The organism is Pseudomonas sp. GL_117, from assembly GCF_057835125.1.
The window spans coordinates 247557-265252 of sequence record NZ_CM174418.1 but is presented as its reverse complement, the minus strand read 5'-3'; the positions used below and the strand labels follow the sequence as shown (position 1 = coordinate 265252).

At 61.5% G+C, this 17696-nt stretch carries 14 protein-coding genes; 9 read left to right on the top strand and 5 right to left on the bottom strand.

All coding sequences use genetic code 11. The annotated features are described in order from the left end of the window. Nucleotides 1–10: 10 nt before the first annotated feature. The gene (gene tauD / locus AC3ISR_RS01190) at nt 11–847 is read left to right on the top strand and encodes a taurine dioxygenase (RefSeq protein WP_463983799.1); all 837 of its coding nucleotides are present in this window, start codon (nt 11–13) and stop codon (nt 845–847) included. 413 nt (nt 848–1260) lie between these two features. On the opposite strand, the gene AC3ISR_RS01185 is transcribed toward tauD, so the two are convergent. The 5 genes from AC3ISR_RS01185 to epsC all read right to left on the bottom strand — a co-directional run bounded on the left by AC3ISR_RS01185 (nt 1261) and on the right by epsC (nt 8818). After that, nucleotides 1261–2403 carry a helix-turn-helix domain-containing protein gene (locus AC3ISR_RS01185; protein ID WP_489324335.1) on the bottom strand — a complete coding sequence of 381 codons (1143 nt, stop codon included), beginning with the start codon at nt 2401–2403 and terminating at the stop codon, nt 1261–1263. A gap of 331 nt (nt 2404–2734) precedes the next feature. After that, nucleotides 2735–3772 (bottom strand): L-glyceraldehyde 3-phosphate reductase, encoded by a 1038-nt coding sequence (gene mgrA / locus AC3ISR_RS01180; RefSeq protein WP_192298479.1) that lies wholly within the window; start codon nt 3770–3772, stop codon nt 2735–2737. 108 nt (nt 3773–3880) lie between these two features. Beyond that, nucleotides 3881–5209, bottom strand: a complete 1329-nt coding sequence (locus AC3ISR_RS01175) for an OprD family outer membrane porin (RefSeq protein ID WP_463984907.1) — start codon at nt 5207–5209, stop codon at nt 3881–3883. A gap of 306 nt (nt 5210–5515) precedes the next feature. Beyond that, nucleotides 5516–7477, bottom strand: a complete 1962-nt coding sequence (gene betT / locus AC3ISR_RS01170) for a choline transporter BetT (RefSeq protein ID WP_192298604.1) — start codon at nt 7475–7477, stop codon at nt 5516–5518. 414 nt (nt 7478–7891) lie between these two features. Next, the gene (epsC, locus tag AC3ISR_RS01165) at nt 7892–8818 is read right to left on the bottom strand and encodes a serine O-acetyltransferase EpsC (protein ID WP_192298480.1); all 927 of its coding nucleotides are present in this window, start codon (nt 8816–8818) and stop codon (nt 7892–7894) included. A 166-nt stretch (nt 8819–8984) separates the two neighbouring features. Here epsC and AC3ISR_RS01160 point away from each other — a divergent pair, with 166 nt between their 5' ends. From AC3ISR_RS01160 to AC3ISR_RS01125, 8 genes are all read left to right on the top strand, one after another. After that, entirely contained in the window at nt 8985–9980 is a 996-nt protein-coding gene (locus tag AC3ISR_RS01160; protein ID WP_489324557.1) for a D-cysteine desulfhydrase, read from the top strand. A 281-nt stretch (nt 9981–10261) separates the two neighbouring features. After that, entirely contained in the window at nt 10262–11056 is a 795-nt protein-coding gene (tcyJ, locus tag AC3ISR_RS01155; protein ID WP_192298482.1) for a cystine ABC transporter substrate-binding protein, read from the top strand. Then, on the top strand, nt 11056–11721 hold the full coding sequence (gene tcyL / locus AC3ISR_RS01150; RefSeq protein WP_017734622.1) for a cystine ABC transporter permease: 666 nt from the start codon (nt 11056–11058) through the stop codon (nt 11719–11721). The genes tcyJ and tcyL overlap by 1 nt, the downstream gene beginning before the upstream one ends. A 3-nt stretch (nt 11722–11724) precedes the next feature. Continuing rightward, nucleotides 11725–12471 (top strand): L-cystine ABC transporter ATP-binding protein TcyN, encoded by a 747-nt coding sequence (tcyN, locus tag AC3ISR_RS01145; protein ID WP_192298483.1) that lies wholly within the window; start codon nt 11725–11727, stop codon nt 12469–12471. Between the two features lie 380 nt (nt 12472–12851). Further along, nucleotides 12852–13616, top strand: a complete 765-nt coding sequence (locus tag AC3ISR_RS01140) for a hypothetical protein (RefSeq protein WP_192298484.1) — start codon at nt 12852–12854, stop codon at nt 13614–13616. A gap of 187 nt (nt 13617–13803) precedes the next feature. Further along, a complete protein-coding gene (locus AC3ISR_RS01135) occupies nt 13804–15045 on the top strand; it encodes an SfnB family sulfur acquisition oxidoreductase (RefSeq protein ID WP_192298485.1) in 1242 nt (413 codons plus the stop codon). A 25-nt stretch (nt 15046–15070) separates the two neighbouring features. Beyond that, nucleotides 15071–16264: an SfnB family sulfur acquisition oxidoreductase gene (locus tag AC3ISR_RS01130; RefSeq protein WP_192298486.1), complete on the top strand. Its 1194-nt coding sequence runs from the start codon at nt 15071–15073 to the stop codon at nt 16262–16264. Continuing rightward, nucleotides 16265–17617, top strand: coding sequence for an LLM class flavin-dependent oxidoreductase (locus tag AC3ISR_RS01125; protein WP_489324556.1), 1353 nt, complete (start codon nt 16265–16267; stop codon nt 17615–17617). Nucleotides 17618–17696 lie beyond the last annotated feature (79 nt).

The following is a 17696-nucleotide window of genomic DNA, read 5'->3' as shown; positions in this document are numbered from 1 at the left end:
TGAGAACAGCATGAGCAGCCTGACCGTTACCCCATTAAGCATCGCCCTCGGCGCCCAGATCAGTGGCGTCGATATCACTCAACCGCTGAACCTCGAACAGCGCGACGCCATCGAACAGGCGTTGCTCACGCACTCGGTGCTGTTCTTCCGCGGCCAAGCCATCATCCCGCAACAGCAAGCACGGTTCGCGGCGAATTTCGGCGACCTGCACATTCACCCGATCTACCCCAACGTGCCGGAGCAACCTGAAGTACTGATCCTCGACACCGCCGTCACCGACGTGCGCGACAACGCCGTGTGGCACACCGACGTGACCTTCCTGCCCACCCCGGCGCTCGGCGCGGTACTCAGCGCCAAGCTGCTGCCGGCGTTTGGCGGCGACACGTTATGGGCCAGTGGGATTGCGGCGTATGAGGCCCTGTCGCAACCGTTGAAGGTCTTGCTCGACGGGCTGACCGCGACCCACGATTTCACCAAATCCTTCCCGCTGGAGCGCTTTGGCAACAGCGCCGAAGACCTGGCGCGCTGGGAAGAAACCCGCAAGAAGAACCCACCGCTGTCCCACCCGGTGGTGCGTACGCATCCGGTGAGCGGGCGTAAATCGTTGTTTGTCAGCGAAGGGTTCACCACCCGCATCAATGAACTGGAACCGGCGGAAAGCGAGGCGATCCTCAAACTGCTGTTCGCCCACGCCACCCGCCCGGAGTTCACCATCCGCTGGCGCTGGCAGGAAAACGACGTGGCGTTCTGGGACAACCGCGTGACCCAGCATTACGCGGTGGACGACTACCGGCCGCAACGGCGGGTGATGCACCGGGCGACGATTTTGGGCGACGTCCCGTTCTAGAAACTGGCGACGTTCAGATATGGCAGCTGGCTTGCCTGCGATAGCGGTGGGTCAGCCAGCACTTTCATCGACTGACACGCCGCCTTCGCGGGCAAGCCCGCTCCCACACGGATCGGGTTGTGACCGCATTCTTCGCAACGCTGTAAAACCAATGTGGGAGCTGGCTTGCCTGCGATAGCGGTGGGTCAGCCAGCACTTTCATCGACTGACCCACCGCCTTCGCGGGCAAGCCCGCTCCCACACGGATCGGGTTGTGACCGCATTCTTCGCAACGCTGTAAACCCGATGTGGGAGCTGGCTTGCCTGCGATAGCGGTGGGTCGGCCAGCACTTTCATCGACTGATCCACCGCCTTCGCGGTGTAGAACCGTAGACATCCTTTACATCTGAAACCGGGGACATCGTTTACACATTTTAGGCTTGGACGCGGCCCATGCCTCGTCCAAGCCTCCCTAGGGGATAGTCACACAGGTACAGATCCCAAACATCATCTTCAACTTCTTTGAGCGCAATCCGCTCTCCTGATAGCGCTTCGCTTACAAACAACAACTTTCCTTTCCACATGATTGAGCCGTTCTGTCTGACGCTTCGTACTTTCATTTCCGCGGCATACTCCACATCCGGCAGACATCCTGGATAAGGTCGAGTAGACGGCACATATACTTCACCCGGGCGCTTCATGCCCAGCGCCTCGTGAGGTCGTATGTAATTGAATTCATGTCGAAAATGCTCCAGCAAGAGCTGCTGCTCAACCAGGTTTTTCCCCAGTGGCAACTCAAACTTCAAACTACGATGCATCCGTTCGTGCCGGCCGTTCTGGGCAGGTCTTCCCGGCATGGTTCGCTCCGGGTAAATACCCAGGCGGATCCACCAAACTGCCAGTGTGGACATTCTTGCCAGGCCTGGAGAAGCAAAAGGAACGCCGTTGTCAGAGCGAATGACTTCCGGCATCCCGTACTCTTGAAAAAGCCTCTCGAATGCCTGTTTGACGGGCAAGGTCTTGATTTTGGGGTGAGCCCTGCAGGCCAAAATCAAGCGAGAGGCATGGTCCGTAACGGTCAGGGGATAGCACATCTGGGCGTTGAGCATCTTGAACTGCCCCTTGTAATCAACGCACCACGTCTTGTTGGGCTCGTTGGCTTCGCGCATTTCCCTGTGAGCAGTGCTGTGCCGTCGCTTGAAGCGCCGTTTACTGACAAGCCCAAGCCGGTCAAGCCATTGGCCTGCCGTGCTGGGCGATGGCCAGGCGACTGACGGATCCTCGATTCGTAATAGCCTGACAAGCTTCTTCGGCCCCCATTTATCGTGGGTTTCTTTCATCGCCACTATGCGAGCCAAGATCTCATCGTCAGTCTTGTTTGGGCTGGTATGAGGTCGTCGAGACAGCTCTGCCAACGACTTCAAATCGCCGTCAACGTGACGAGAGATCCATTTATCTACAGTTGGTCGACTGACGCCGAAGCGCCGAGCTAGCTGGCTTTTGCTGAAGTCACCAGAAAGCCAGTCGATGACCAGTTTGATTCGTTGATCCATGGGAGACTCTTGGTTCCAGGGCATGATCAGTTACCTCCTGATCATGCGTATTAACCTGTAAACCATGTCCCCGGTTAGATATGTAAACGATGTCCCCGGTTTGTACCCGGGCAAGCCCGCTCCCACACGGATCGGGTTGTGACCGCATTCTTCGCAACGCTGTAAACCTGATGTGGCAGCTGGCTTGCCTGCGATAGCGGTGGGTCAGCCAGCACTTTCATCGACTGACACGCCGCCTTCGCGGGCAAGCCCGCTCCCACACGGATCGGGTTGTGACCGCATTCTTCGCAACGCTGTAAAACCAATGTGGGAGCTGGCTTGCCTGCTCCCACATTGACCGCGTACTGCCGGCCGCTTATTCAGCGGTGGATGGTTTTTCCCACAGGTTGATCCCGCCTTCCTGGGCAAACCGGTCGATCTCTGCCAACTCCTCGGCACTGAAGCTCAAGTTTTTCAACGCGCCGACGTTCTCGATGATCTGCTCCGGCCGGCTCGCGCCGATCAGCGCGCTGGTCACCCGTGGATCACGCAGGGTCCACGCCAGCGCCAGTTGCGCCAGGCTCTGGCCACGGCCCTTGGCGATTTCATTCAACGCACGCACGTGGGCGATGTTGGCTTCGGACAAGTGCTTGGCCTGCAACGAACCACCGCCCGGACGATTCACCCGTGCATCCGCCGGTACGCCGTTGAGGTATTTGTCGGTCAGCAGGCCCTGGGCCAGCGGCGTGAATGCGATCACCCCGGCGCCGAGCTCTTCGGTGGTGTCCAACAGGTCTTTTTCTACCCAGCGGTTGAGCAGGTTGTAGGCCGGTTGGTGAATCAACAGCGGCACTTTCCACTCTTTGAGCAGGGCAGCGATCTCGCGGGTTTTCACCCCGGAATACGAAGAGATGCCGATGTACAACGCCTTGCCTTGTTGCACGGCAGTGGCAAGGGCGCTGGCGGTTTCTTCCAGCGGGGTGTCGGCGTCAAAACGGTGGGAGTAGAAGATGTCCACGTAGTCGACGCCCAGGCGTTGCAGGCTCTGGTCCAGGCTCGCCAGGATGTATTTGCGCGAACCGCCGCCCTGGCCATAAGGGCCTGGCCACATGTCCCAACCGGCCTTGCTGGAGATGATCAGTTCGTCGCGGTAATGCTTGAAGTCTTCGCGCAGCAAACGGCCGAAGTTGATCTCGGCGCTGCCATACGGCGGGCCGTAGTTGTTGGCCAGGTCGAAGTGGTTGATCCCCAGGTCGAACGCGGTGCGCAACAGGGCGCGCTGGGTGTCGATCGGGGTGCTGTCGCCAAAGTTGTGCCACAGCCCCAGGGACAGTGCAGGCAGCACCAATCCACTGCGGCCTACGCGGCGATACGGGATAGATTCATAGCGGTTTTCGGCAGCAATGTACGTCATCGAATCCTCTCTGGGCTTAGGGCAAATAAGGCCTGGGAATAACCTTATTCCCAGGCCTTTTAACCAGCTGAATCGCTTAAGTCTGCCCTTTCGTTTTACAGCAATTTCCTACCAGAGTGGAACGACATAGCTGACATAAAAGCGGTTTTCATCCTGTACGGTGGCACCGGAAATATCCGGGCTGGCGTGGGCATTTTTCCAGGTCACACCGAGGCCCTTGAGGGTGCCTGTAGGCACTTGATACGCCACGGCAACGTCACGCTCCCATTCGCTGGTGGTGCCCTGTGCCGTGCGGATGTCATCGCCGTGGGCATAGGCGGCAGAAAAGGTCACGCCGGTGAGGCCGAGCTTGCCCAGATCGTATTTGTACTGGGCCAGCCAGGTGCGCTCACCGGCATGCTGGAATTTGTTCAACTGCAGGTTGGTCAGCGCCGGCGTGTCCGCACCTGAGCCGGGACCTTGGCGGGCATCACCGCTGTTGAGGCCGGAGTCGAGGTAAGGGAAGTCGCTTTCACCGCTGTTTTTCTGGATGCCCAGGCCGACGGTATGACCGTCCAGGCTGTAGCTTTCAAGCAGGCTGGCGGTGGTCTGGTTGATACGGCCTTTGTTCACGCCATCGCCGTAGACACCACTGGCTGCATAGTCCTTGTCGCCATCGGCATTGCCGCCCACACCGAGGCTGCGGAACACACGCACATCGGTATCGAGCGCACCCACCGACAACGCATCATGGCGCTTGGCGCCCACGAAAAACTGCTGGTAGTAATCCTCAAGGTTCGAATACCACAGGCTGACCGTCGTATTCCGGATGCCGGTGTAATCGGCGCCGCCGAACAGGAAGCGATCGCTTTCCTTGGTACCGCCGGCAGTGATCATGCCCTGGTCGCCGGTTTCGTTGCGGATCTTGGTCTTGAAAATATCGCCGCCGGTGAAGGTGAAATCGCTGAGGTCCTTGGATACCCACTGCACCCCGGTATTGGTCTGCTGGTACAGGCGGCCATCGGTGTTGGCCAGCACCGGGTTGTTGCCGTATAGCGTGCCGACGCGCAGTTCATCCTTGGCTAGGCGCATCTTGAACGTCGGGCTGAGTACACCGAACTGGTCGGCGGACTTGCCGTTGTCCAACGGGAACATGCTGCCGGGGTAGCGGCTCTGGTGGTCCTTGTCGTTGAGGTCACCGCCGGAGTCCAGCTTCAACCCGTAGAACGCCTGCAGATCGAGGCCAAAACCCACCGGCCCGTCGGTGTAGCCCGACTTGAAGTTGAACTCGAACCCCTGCCCCCAATCGCGGATGCTGTGGGCCTTGGCGTTGCTGTTCACCACATCGCGCCCCTGCTGGTTGAGATAGCGATTGAGCAGGGTCACGTCGGCATGGCTGTCATCGATAAAATCGGCATGGGCGGACAGCATAAAGCTCGCCATGGCGGCTCCCACCATGGGGCTCAATAACCTCTTCATTGTTACCGGTCTCCGTCACTGTTCTGAAATGAAAGCGTCAAACGCTTCACACAATTACGCAGTGGACAGATGACAGTTGCGCGTCAAAACCGGGGCGCGACGGATGAAATTAAATTCATGAAAGCCCTGTAGATCAGGGCTTTGCGAGGTTTTTTTGTGGGAGCGGGCTTGTGTGGGAGCGGGCTTGCTCGCGAATGCGTCGTGTCAGTCGATGCCTGTGTGACTGATACACCGCATTCGCGGGCAAGCCCGCTCCCACATAAAGCAGGCTTCACAAGCCTGCTATCAACGCACCAAGTGCAGGAACTGCAAATGCCGCTCGTACTGGTCAAGGATGTCGTTGATGATCTGCTCCTTGGTGTAGCCAACCAGATCGTAGTCCTGGCTGCCCTCGGCCAAATGCACTTCCGCCCGGTAGTAGCGGCGGTTGTTGAGCTCTTTGGAACCCATGCCGCCACGGGCAAACGACGGCGTGAAGTAGCCGCGCATCTGCACCTGGTAGATGAACGGATGCTCCTCGCCATGCCCGATTTCCAGGCTGACACTGTCGTTGGACGGGTCGGGCTGAGTCGTCACATTCAGGCCCTTCTCGACAAACACCGCCGTCACTTCTTCAATCGCCGGTCGCACCGTCGATTCAAGGAAGCGGTACACCTCATCCCGCGACGGGAAGTGCACGGCCTGGCTTAAACGCTGACGCCAACCGCCACGGCCTCTGCGCGACGCCGACACCGGCGCCAGGGAATGCAACTGCGCAATCTGCTTTTGCGATTCGAGGTAGAACGCCTTGTGCAGGCCCCACATCATCAGCAGCAGGATCAACGAGAACGGCAGCGAGGTCAGCACCACGGCTGACTTCAGCGAGTCGATGCTGCCGGCAAACAGCAGCGCACTGGTGACCAACCCGGTCATCACACCCCAGAACACCCGCAGCCACTTCGGCCCGTCTTCATCGGCGTTGCCGCCCTTGGACGACAGGGTCGACAGCACCACCGTGCCGGAGTCGGCCGAGGTAACGAAGAACACAAAGCTGATAAACACCGTGACCGCGATCACCACCTTGCTCCACGGGTAGGTTTCCAGCAGCAGGTAGAGGCTCATCGACGGATTGTCGACGGCCGACTGACCGAGCGCCGCCATGCCGTGGTTGAGCACCTGGTCGATGGCGCTGTTGCCGAAGATCGACATCCACGCCAGGGTGAAACCCAGCGGGATCAGCAGCACGCCAAACACGAATTCGCGGATAGTGCGGCCACGGGAAATCCGCGCGATAAACAGCCCTACGAACGGCGACCACGCGATCCACCAGGCCCAGTAGAACACTGTCCAACCGCCCAGCCAGTCGCTCGGTTTGTCATAGGCGTACACGTCGAAACTCTTGGTCGGCAATGCGCCCAGGTAGTCGCCGAGGTTCTGGATCAGGGTGTTGAGCAAATGCTGGGTAGGCCCGGCAAACAATACGAACAGCAGCAGCGCACAGGCCAGCAGCATGTTGATGTCGGACATCACCCGCACACCCTTGTCGACCCCCGCCACCGCGACAATGATCGCGGCGCCCATCATCAAGGTGATCAGGCCGACCTGGATCCACTGGGTGTGGGCGATGCCAAACAAGTAGTCCAGGCCCGAGTTGAGGTGCAGCACCCCGAAGCCCATGTCCGCGCCCAGGCCAAACACCGTGGCGATGATGCCGAAGCCATCCACCGCATAACCGATGGGGCCGTTGATACGCTTGCCGATCAGCGGGTACAGCGCCGAACGCAACGCCAGCGGCAGGTTATGCCGATAGGCGAAATACGCCAGGGCCATGCCGACAAAGGCGAACACCCCCCAGCCATGCAGGCCCCAGTGCAGAAACAGGATCTGCATGGCCTGGCGCGCGGCATCGGCGTTCATTGGCGCGCCTTGGGGTGGCTGCACCAAGTGGGTCAGCGGCTCGGACACGCAGAAGAAAAACAGCGTGATGCTGATCCCGGCAGCGAACAGCATGCCGGCCCAGGACAGGTAACTGAACTCGGGCTCGTCGTGGTCGGCACCGAGTTTTATCTTGCCGTAGCCCGATAACGCGGTGACCACCACGAAGACCAGATACAGGGTCATCGCCAGCATGTAGTACCAGCCAACCGTATTGGCCGCCCAGTTTTGCGCGGCCAGCAACCAGGCACCGGCCTGTTGCGGGATGGCGATGACAATCAGGCCGAACAGCAGAATGAACGTGGCGGCAAAGTAGAAGACCGGCGCATTCATGCGCACCAGGCCGCTGGATGGGGTGGACGATGCACTCATGAGCGATGCACCCCGAGGGTGAGGGATGTGGCTGTATAAAACGGACTCAGCAAAGGTAAGCCTCCTGTTGTGAGCGGGCAGCGAACCACCGGATTTAACTTGAACGAGTGTTCAAGTTAAACATGGATGGGCGCTCCGGGACTAATCGCAGGGCTGAGTGGTAGGTGCTTCCTACACTCGCTCAGGGAAGGCTATGACGAGCGGGGATGGCAAATCGTTCAGCAATAGGGGGGTGAAATGCGCACAAAACTGTGGGAGCGGGCTTGCTCGCGAATACGGAGTATCAGCCAATACATGTGCTGACTGATCCACCGCTTTCGCGAGCAAGCCCGCTCCCACACAAGCCCGCTCCCCCAGGGGATGTGTGCAGGTGCGCTATTTCTGCGCACCGTCATCGTGCTGCAGGTTCGCCTGGGTAATGTTCGCCCCCGCCGGCACGCTGCGCGTCAGCCACACATTACCGCCGATGGTCGAGCCCTGGCCGATGGTGATGCGCCCCAGGATCGTCGCGCCGGCGTAGATCACCACGTCATCCTCGACAATCGGGTGGCGTGGATGGCCTTTCTGCAACTGCCCGTCTTCATCCGCCGGAAAGCGCTTGGCCCCCAGGGTCACAGCCTGGTAGATGCGCACGCGCTCGCCGATGATCGCGGTCTCGCCGATCACCACGCCGGTCCCGTGGTCGATGAAGAAACTCGGGCCGATCTGCGCGCCGGGGTGGATGTCGATGCCGGTGGCCGAGTGCGCGATTTCTGCGCTGATCCGCGCCAGCAACGGCAGCCCGGCGCGATACAGATGGTGGGCCAGGCGATGGTGAATCACCGCCAGGATGCCGGGGTAGCACAGCAGCACTTCATCTACGCTGCGCGCCGCCGGGTCGCCGTGGTAGGCGGCGAGGACATCGGTGTCCAACAGGCTGCGCAGGGAGGGCAGGGCCAGGGCGAAATCCTGGATCAAGCGGATCGCCCGCGCATCGACCTCGCGGTCATCCTGGCCGCCTTGGCGGGCGGCGTAGCGCAGTTCCAGGCGCGCCTGGCCGAGCAAGGCGTTGAGTGCGACGTCGAGGGTATGGCCGACGTAGAAATCTTCACTTTCCTCGCGCAAATCCACCGGGCCCAGGCGCATCGGGAACAGCGCCCCACACAACGCCTCAAGAATCTGCGCCACCGCCTCGCGCGACGGCAACTCGCGCCCGCCATGCTCGCCACTCAAACGGCCATTGCGCGTTCGCCACTGGTCCCGGGCGCCGCGCAGTTGGCTGACGATGGTCTGTAATTGCCAATGACTGGAACGCTCACTCACGGTCTTCACTCCTGACGAAATGCCCATCACTTTACGGTATGCACCCTGGCCGCCATTAAGAACCAATGGTGTGATGCTAAGAACTGTCCGATATAAGCGATTGGCGGTTGCCCGATGAAAAGTGCCTGCCTATAGTCGCTTCATCCTTTATCAACCGTGCGCAGCCATGATCAAACAACAACTCGACCGCTTTAGCCGCCTGGAACTGCTGGGCGGCGCCACCGCCCTGGAAAAACTCGAACGGCTGTCGGCCTGGTTGGGCCGCGACATCTACGTCAAGCGCGACGACACCACGCCCCTGGCCATGGGCGGCAACAAGCTGCGCAAGCTCGAATACCTCGCCGCCGACGCCATCGCCCAGGGCGCCGACACCCTGGTCACCGCCGGTGCGATCCAGTCCAACCACGTGCGCCAGACCGCCGCGCTGGCCGCCAAGCTCGGCCTGGGCTGCGTCGCGCTGCTGGAAAACCCCACCGACACCAAAGACCCGAACTACCTGGGCAACGGCAACCGTCTGTTGCTGGACCTGTTCGACGCCAAAGTCGAACTGGTCGAGAACCTCGACAACGCCGACGACCAACTCAACGCCCTCGCCGACCGTCTGCGCAGCAACGGCAAGAAGCCCTACCTGGTGCCCATCGGCGGCTCCAACGCCCTCGGCGCCCTGGGTTACGTGCGCGCCGGCCTGGAACTGGCCGCGCAGATCGAAGACAGCGGGATCAAATTTGCCGCCGTGGTGCTGGCCTCCGGCAGCGCTGGCACCCACAGCGGCCTGGCGTTGGCGCTGAGCGAAGCGTTGCCGGACTTGCCAGTGGTGGGCGTCACCGTTTCGCGCACCGACGAAGCCCAGCGCCCGAAAGTCGAAGGCCTGGCCGCACGCACCGCCGAGCTGCTCGGCGTGGCGATTCCCGAGGCGTTCAAAGTGATCCTGTGGGACGAATACTTCGGCCCGCGCTACGGTGAACCGAACGCCGGCACCCTTTCGGCGGTCAAGCTATTGGCGAGCCAGGAAGGCCTGCTGCTGGACCCGGTCTACACTGGCAAGGCCATGGCCGGCTTGTTGGACGGGATCGGGCGCCAGCGGTTTGAGGATGGCCCGATCATTTTCCTGCACACCGGCGGGGCGCCGGCGTTGTTTGCTTATGGCGCCGCCTTTAGCTGAAGGAACAAGGATCAAAATGTGGGGGCGGGCTTGCTCGCGAAAGCGGTGTGTCATTGAGCCTATGCGTTGACTGATGCACCGCATTCGCGAGCAAGCCCGCTCCCACATTAGAATTGCGTCTTATTCCACAAAAGAATATCAAATAAGTTTTATATTATTTTCAAGTCTTAAAAACCCGCTCTATCATCGCGCCGCAGGCGAAGACGCGCTACGCGCTTTAAGGCAGGATACGACCACTGCGTCACCTGCTTCGCTCAACACAAAAAACACAGGGGCATTTCATGACTATTTCTGTATTCCGTCGCACGTTGTTGGTTGGCACTTTGGGCCTGGCACTCGGCGCTGGCCTGATCGGCCAAGCCGTCGCGGGTGAACAGCTGGACAACATCAAGAAGGCTGGCGAGATCAAGATCGGCCTGGAAGGCACCTACCCACCGTTCAGCTTCGTCGATGAAAGCGGCAAGCTCAGCGGCTTCGAAGTGGAGCTGTCCGAAGCCCTGGCCAAAGAGCTGGGCGTCAAGGTCAAGCTGCAAGCCACGCCATGGGACGGCATCCTCGCCGCCCTGGAATCCAAGCGCCTCGACGCGGTGGTCAACCAAGTGACCATCTCTGACGAGCGCAAGAAGAAATACGATTTCTCCAAGCCGTACACCGTCTCCGGGATCCAGGCACTGACCCAGGCGAAAGACGTCGACACCATCAAGACCGCCGACGACCTGGCCGGCAAGAAAGTCGGTGTGGGCCTGGGCACCAACTACGAACAATGGCTCAAGGACAACCAACCCAAGGCCATCATCAAGACCTACAACGATGACCCGACCAAGTTCCAGGACCTGCGCATCGGCCGCATCAATGTGATCCTGATCGACCGCCTGGCCGCCCTCGAATACGCCAAGAAAGCCAAGGACACCGCCGCTGCCGGCGCAGCCTTCTCGCGCCAGGAAGCCGGTATCGCCCTGCGCAAAGGCGAGCCTGAACTGCTCGACGCCGTGAACAAGGCCCTCGACAAGCTGCGCGCCGACGGCACCTTGAAGAAGCTGTCCGAGAAGTACTTCAACGCTGACGTCACTCAATAATGGAAGCAGGTTTCCAACTCGCGCTGGACTCCGCGCCCTTCCTGCTCAAGGGCGCGTATTACACGGTGATTCTCAGCCTCGGCGGGATGTTCTTCGGTTTGCTGCTGGGCTTCGGCCTGGCCTTGATGCGCCTGTCGCGCTTCAAGCTATTGAGCTGGACCGCCCGAGTCTACGTGTCGTTCTTTCGCGGCACGCCCTTGCTGGTGCAGCTGTTTTTGATCTACTACGGCTTGCCGCAAGTGGGCATCGAGCTGGATCCGATCCCGGCGGCCATGATCGGCTTTTCGCTGAACATGGCCGCCTACGCCTGTGAAATCCTGCGCGCCGCCATCAGCTCCATCGAGCGCGGCCAGTGGGAAGCCGCGGCCAGTATCGGCATGACCCGCGCGCAGACCCTGCGCCGGGCCATCCTGCCGCAGGCCATGCGCACGGCCTTGCCGCCGCTGGGCAACAGCTTTATTTCACTGGTCAAGGACACCGCGCTGGCCGCCACCATCCAGGTGCCCGAACTGTTCCGCCAGGCACAACTGGTGTCGGCACGCACCTTTGAAATCTTCACCATGTACCTGTCCGCCGCCCTGATCTACTGGATCCTGGCGAGCATCCTGGCGCATTTGCAAAATCGTCTGGAAGACCGGGTCAACCGGCATGACCTGGAGTCTTGACCCATGATCGTGGTTGAAAAACTGACCAAACAATTCAAGGGCCAGGTGGTACTCAACGGCATCGACCTCGAGGTCAAGGAAGGCGAAGTCATCGCCATCATCGGCCCCAGCGGTTCCGGCAAGACCACCTTCCTGCGCTGCCTGAATCTCCTCGAACAACCCACCAGCGGTCGCATCAAGGTGGGTGACATCGAGATCGACAGCAGCAAGTCCATCAACCAGCAACAAGGCCTGGTGCGGCGCTTGCGTCAGCACGTGGGTTTCGTGTTCCAGAACTTCAACCTGTTCCCCCACCGCACAGCGTTGGAAAACGTCATCGAAGGCCCTACCGTGGTCAAGAAGATGCCTCGCGAGGCGGCGGTTGCCCTGGGGCGCAAGCTGCTGGAAAGAGTCGGCCTGGCGGGCAAGGAAGACGCCTACCCGCGGCGCCTGTCCGGCGGCCAGCAGCAACGCGTGGCAATTGCCCGAGCGCTGGCCATGGAACCGGAGGTGATCCTGTTCGACGAACCCACTTCCGCCCTCGACCCGGAACTGGTGGGTGAAGTGCTGGCGACCATCCGCAGCCTGGCCGAAGAGAACCGCACCATGGTCATCGTTACCCACGAGATGAGCTTTGCGCGGGACGTGGCCAACCGGGTGATTTTCTTCGACAAGGGCGTGATCGTCGAGCAAGGCGAAGCCAAGGCCCTGTTCGCCAACCCCAAGGAAGAACGCACCAAACAGTTCCTGAGCAAATTCCTCGCCCACTGACACCCCGCAAGCGGTGGAACACGGCTGACCTGTGGCGAGGGCGCTTGCTCCCGCTGGAGTGCGCAGCGCTCCCAGGATTTTTGGGAGCGCTGCGCACTCCAGCGCGGGGCAGCCCGCTCACTACCCACTGCGAGGCCTACAAAAAGTCCTCGCACGTGTGCCTCTTAAAATCCCCCCGCCAGTCAGACCCTTCTGAATATCTCCCTGCCTGCCGTTTAGCCTTTTGCCGCCATTGACGCTCCTTGGCCAACCCTCTTATCTAGCTCCCTGAGGATTGGATCCTATCCCGGCTATTCACTGCACCGTGCTTTTCAGCCCCCTGCACACCCGCGTGCAAAGGGCCGGAACGATTGCTGCTGGCTGCATCAAGGAGATGACTTATGACGCACACCCTGCTCACCGCGCCAACACTGCCCCAGGCCCTGGGAAACGGCATCAATGCCCTGGCCGCCGCACATTTGCAGGTCGACATTGCGCCCTACCCCGGCATGGAAGAAGGCGACCTGATCGAGCTGTTCTGGAACAACTGCTTTGCCGCCTCACGGCGCGTGACCACGTGCAAGATCGGCACGCCAACCCACTTGCGGGTGCCGGAAAGTTTCGTGCTCGATGGCCCGGCCCAGGTGCATTACCAAGTCATGCAAGTCGGCCACGCACCGGCGCGCTCGGCGGTGACGCGGGTGCGGGTCAAGACCAACTACCCCGGCGGCCTGCCCTCGCCGCTGTACAGCGACGAAAACCTCAACCTCGCCCCCGTGGGCCTGCCCGACACCATTCGCCGCTACGGCATCAACCCCAGCCAGGTGCGGCGCGGTGTTCCCCTGACCATCGAGCCGTACCTGAACATGACCCGCGGCGACGCCATCACCCTGCGCTGGGGCGACGTACGCCTGGACCTGCCCAAGCTCCAGACCAGGGACGTCGGCCAGCCTCTGCACGTGTGGGTGCCTTCGGCCGTGATTGTCGAAGCCGGCGACGACAGCCGCCTGGACATCACCTACTGCATTCTCGATCGCGTGGGCAACAATTCGCGCTGGGCGCCAACGCGCACTTTGCGCATCGCCGCCGGGGCGCCAGCCCGCCCGGCCGGCACGGCGTCGATCTATCAACCACGGCCCCTCGGCTCGCCCTGCGAACCGGGGTGACAGACCTTCTATGCTTATTCCAAAAAGCGCGTTTATTTAAATATTTAACACGCTTAGGGTATATGCACCGGACCACCGGACATCTTTGATTTTTCTGTTTTCATTTCATTGAATGCGAGGTCGGTATGGTCAGAATTACCCCGGTGCATAACGCCAGGGCATTGCGTGCAGCCAAGGAGCGGCGCTGATGTCTAACTTGGCTCTAACACCCCCCCAGAGTGATCTGGACGTCGCCCCCCTGCTGTTGCCGGCCGCCGTGCTGCGCAACGATGCAGAGGCACTCAACGCCGCCCACGAGTTGGCCCAGGCGGCACGCCTGCAAGCCGCCACGCGCGATCAGCAACGCAAGCTGCCGTGGGCACAGCTCGAACAGTTCACCCGCAGTGGCCTGGGCAGTATTTCCATTCCCCGCGAATACGGCGGCCCGCAGGTGTCATTCGTGACCCTGGCCGAGGTGTTCGCGATCATCAGCGCTGCCGATCCCGCCCTCGGCCAGATCCCGCAGAACCATTTCGGCATCCTGCACCTGTTGCAGGGCGCAGCCACCGAGCGCCAGAAAAAGCAGCTGTTCCAGAGCGTCCTCGACGGTTGGCGCATCGGCAATGGCGGCCCGGAACGCGGCACCAAGAACACCCTGGAACTCAAGGCGCGCATCACCGCCAAGGGCGACGGCTACGTGATCAGCGGCCAGAAGTTCTATTCCACTGGCGCACTGTTCGCTCACTGGGTGGCGATCAAGGCACTCAACGATGACGGCAAGCAGGTCATGGCCTTTGTACGCCGCGGCACCGAGGGGCTGCGCATCGTGGACGATTGGTCGGGCTTCGGCCAACGCACCACCGCCAGCGGCACGGTGCTGCTCGATCACGTGCCGGTGGACGCCGAGCTGGTGGTCGACAACTGGCGCATCGGCGACACCCCGAATATCCAGGGCGCCGTGTCGCAACTGATCCAGGCCGCCATCGACGCCGGCATCGCCCGCGGTGCCCTCGACGACACCATCGCCTTCGTGCGCGAACGTTCGCGCCCGTGGATCGATGCCAAGGTCGAACGCGCCAGCGACGACCTGTATGTGATCGCCGACATCGGCAGGCTGAAGATCGAACTGCATGCCGCCGAGGCCCTGCTGCGCAAGGCCGGCCAGGTACTCGACCAGGTCAGTGCCGCGCCGATCACCGCGCAATCCGCCGCCCGAGCCTCGATTGCCGTGGCCGAAGCGAAAGTGCTGACCACCGAAGTGTCGCTGCTGGTCAGCGAAAAGCTCTTCGAACTGGCCGGCAGCCGCGCGACCCTTGCCGAATTCAACCTCGACCGTCACTGGCGCAACGCCCGCGTGCACACCCTGCACGACCCGGTGCGCTGGAAGTATCACGCCGTCGGCGCCTACCGATTGAACGGCACCTTGCCGGCTCGGCATTCCTGGATCTGACCGACCAGACCTCTGGAGAACACCTATGACTTTCTCTGCAAACGTCGCGGTCATCACCAGCGACGAACAAGCCCTTGTTGTCGCCAGCGACCTGGCCGAAGACTTTCGCCGCGACAGCGCCCAGCGCGACCGCGAACGCCGCCTGCCCCTGCCCGAACTGGACGTGTTCTCACGCTCCGGCCTATGGGGCATCAGCGTACCGAAAGAATACGGCGGCGCCGGCGTGTCCAACGTCACCCTGGCCAAGGTCATCGCGCTGATCGCCCAGGCGGACGCCTCCCTCGGCCAGATCCCGCAAAACCATTTCTACGCCCTGGAAGTGCTGCGCGTGAACGGCAGCCCGGCGCAGCAACAACGCCTGTATGCCGAAGTCTTGGCCGGCCAGCGCTTCGGTAATGCCCTGGCCGAACTGGGCACCAAGACCGCCCACGACCGCGTCACCGCGCTCACCCGCGACGGCGACGGTTTTCGCGTCAACGGCCGCAAGTTCTATTCCACCGGCGCGATCTACGCCCAGCGCATCCCCACCTCGGTGGTGGATGAACACGGCGTGCAGCAACTGGCCTTTGTCCCGCGGGACAGCGAGGGCCTGACGGTGATCGACGACTGGAGCGGCTTCGGCCAACGCACCACCGGCAGCGGTTCGGTGGTGTTCGACAACGTGTGGGTCGCCGCCGCCGACGTGATCCCGTTCCAGAGCGCGTTCGAACGCCCGACCACGGTCGGCCCGCTGGCGCAGATCCTGCACGCCGCCATCGACACCGGCATCGCCCGCGCCGCATTCGAGGATGCGCTGCACTTCGTGCGCACCAAGACCCGCCCGTGGATCGATGCCGGCAACGACAAAGCCAGCGAAGACCCCTTGACCCTGAAAAGCTTCGGCCACCTGAGCATCCGCCTGCACGCCAGCGAAGCCCTGCTGGAACGCGCAGGCGAATACCTCGACCGCGCCCAGGCCGAGAGCAACGCCCAGACCGTGGCGGCCGCCTCGATTGCCGTCGCCGAAGTGCGCGCCTTGAGCACCGAGATTTCCCTGGCCGCCGGCAGCACCCTGTTCGAACTGGCCGGCAGCCAGGCGACCCTGGCCGAACACGGCCTCGACCGCCACTGGCGCAACGCCCGGGTGCACACCCTGCACGACCCGGTGCGCTGGAAGTACCACGCGGTGGGCAATTACTACCTCAACGATGCAAACCCGCCACTGCGGGGGACCATCTAAATGGCCAAGAAAAAAATCCTGCTCAATGCCTTCAACATGAACTGCATCGGGCATATCAACCACGGCATGTGGACCCACCCACGGGACACCTCGACCCAGTACAAGACCCTCGAGTACTGGACCGAGTTGGCGCAAATCCTCGAACGCGGGCTGTTCGACGGCTTGTTCATTGCCGACATCGTCGGCGTGTACGACGTGTATCAACACTCCATCGACGTGCCGCTCAAAGAGTCGATCCAACTGCCGGTGAATGATCCCTTGCTGTTGGTCTCGGCGATGGCGGCCGTGACGAAACACCTGGGCTTCGGCCTCACCGCCAACCTCACCTACGAGCCGCCGTATCTGTTCGCCCGGCGTATGTCCACGCTGGATCACCTGAGCCGTGGCCGGGTCGGTTGGAACATCGTCACCGGCTACCTCGACAGCGCCGCCAAGGCCATGGGCCTCACCGAGCAGGTCGAGCATGACCGCCGCTACGACCAGGCCGACGAATACCTGGAAGTGCTCTACAAACTCTGGGAAGGCAGCTGGGAAGACGACGCCGTGCTCAACGATCCGCAGGCACGGGTGTATGCCCAGCCGGGCAAGGTGCACAAGGTCGAGCACCACGGCGAGTTCTATCAGGTGGACGGTTATCACCTGTGCGAGCCGTCGCCGCAACGCACGCCAGTGCTGTTCCAGGCCGGCAGTTCGGAACGTGGCTTGCTGTTCGCCGGGCGCCATGCCGAGTGTGTGTTCATCAGCGGGCAGAACAAGGCGTCGACCAAGGTCCAGGTGGACAAGGTCCGCGCCAGCGCCGTGGAAGCCGGGCGCAACCCGGATGACATCAAGGTGTTCATGGGCCTCAACGTGATCGTCGGCGCCACCGAGGAACTTGCCTGGCAGAAGCACGCCGAGTACCTCGGCTACGCCAGCGCAGAAGCTGGTGTGGCGCATTTTTCGGCGTCCACCGCGATTGATTTCTCCCAATACGCGCTGGACGAACCGATCCAGTACGTGAAGAGCAACGCGATCCAGTCGGCCACCAAGAACCTGCAGAACAACGACTGGACCCGGCGCAAATTGCTCGAACAGCACGCGTTGGGCGGACGCTATATCACCCTGGTCGGCTCGCCCGAACAGGTGGCAGATGAGCTGGAAGCGTGGATCAGCGAGACCGGGCTGGATGGCTTCAACCTGACGCGGATTGTCACGCCGGAAAGCTATGTGGACTTCATTGATCTGGTGGTGCCGGAGTTGCAGAAGCGAGGGTCGTACAAGACTGCTTATGAGACCGGCACGCTGCGCGAAAAAGTCTTCCACGCCAGCGCCAGACTTCCCCAACAACACACCGGATCGACCTACCGACACTAACCCCTGTGGGAGCGGGCTTGCTCGCGAATGCGCTGTGTCAGTCGACACATTCGCCAGCTGACACAGCGCATTCGCGAGC

Bases quoted from the DNA above. Each gene is read 5' to 3' on its own strand.
- tauD (WP_463983799.1), top strand. From the start codon at position 11: ATGAGCAGCCTGACCGTTACCCCATTAAGCATCGCCCTCGGCGCCCAG.
- AC3ISR_RS01185 (WP_489324335.1), bottom strand. From the start codon at position 2,403: ATGCCCTGGAACCAAGAGTCTCCCATGGATCAACGAATCAAACTGGTC.
- mgrA (WP_192298479.1), bottom strand. From the start codon at position 3,772: ATGACGTACATTGCTGCCGAAAACCGCTATGAATCTATCCCGTATCGC.
- AC3ISR_RS01175 (WP_463984907.1), bottom strand. From the start codon at position 5,209: ATGGTGGGAGCCGCCATGGCGAGCTTTATGCTGTCCGCCCATGCCGAT.
- betT (WP_192298604.1), bottom strand. From the start codon at position 7,477: ATGAATGCGCCGGTCTTCTACTTTGCCGCCACGTTCATTCTGCTGTTC.
- AC3ISR_RS01160 (WP_489324557.1), top strand. From the start codon at position 8,985: ATGATCAAACAACAACTCGACCGCTTTAGCCGCCTGGAACTGCTGGGC.
- tcyJ (WP_192298482.1), top strand. From the start codon at position 10,262: ATGACTATTTCTGTATTCCGTCGCACGTTGTTGGTTGGCACTTTGGGC.
- tcyL (WP_017734622.1), top strand. From the start codon at position 11,056: ATGGAAGCAGGTTTCCAACTCGCGCTGGACTCCGCGCCCTTCCTGCTC.
- tcyN (WP_192298483.1), top strand. From the start codon at position 11,725: ATGATCGTGGTTGAAAAACTGACCAAACAATTCAAGGGCCAGGTGGTA.
- AC3ISR_RS01140 (WP_192298484.1), top strand. From the start codon at position 12,852: ATGACGCACACCCTGCTCACCGCGCCAACACTGCCCCAGGCCCTGGGA.
- AC3ISR_RS01135 (WP_192298485.1), top strand. From the start codon at position 13,804: ATGTCTAACTTGGCTCTAACACCCCCCCAGAGTGATCTGGACGTCGCC.
- AC3ISR_RS01130 (WP_192298486.1), top strand. From the start codon at position 15,071: ATGACTTTCTCTGCAAACGTCGCGGTCATCACCAGCGACGAACAAGCC.
- AC3ISR_RS01125 (WP_489324556.1), top strand. From the start codon at position 16,265: ATGGCCAAGAAAAAAATCCTGCTCAATGCCTTCAACATGAACTGCATC.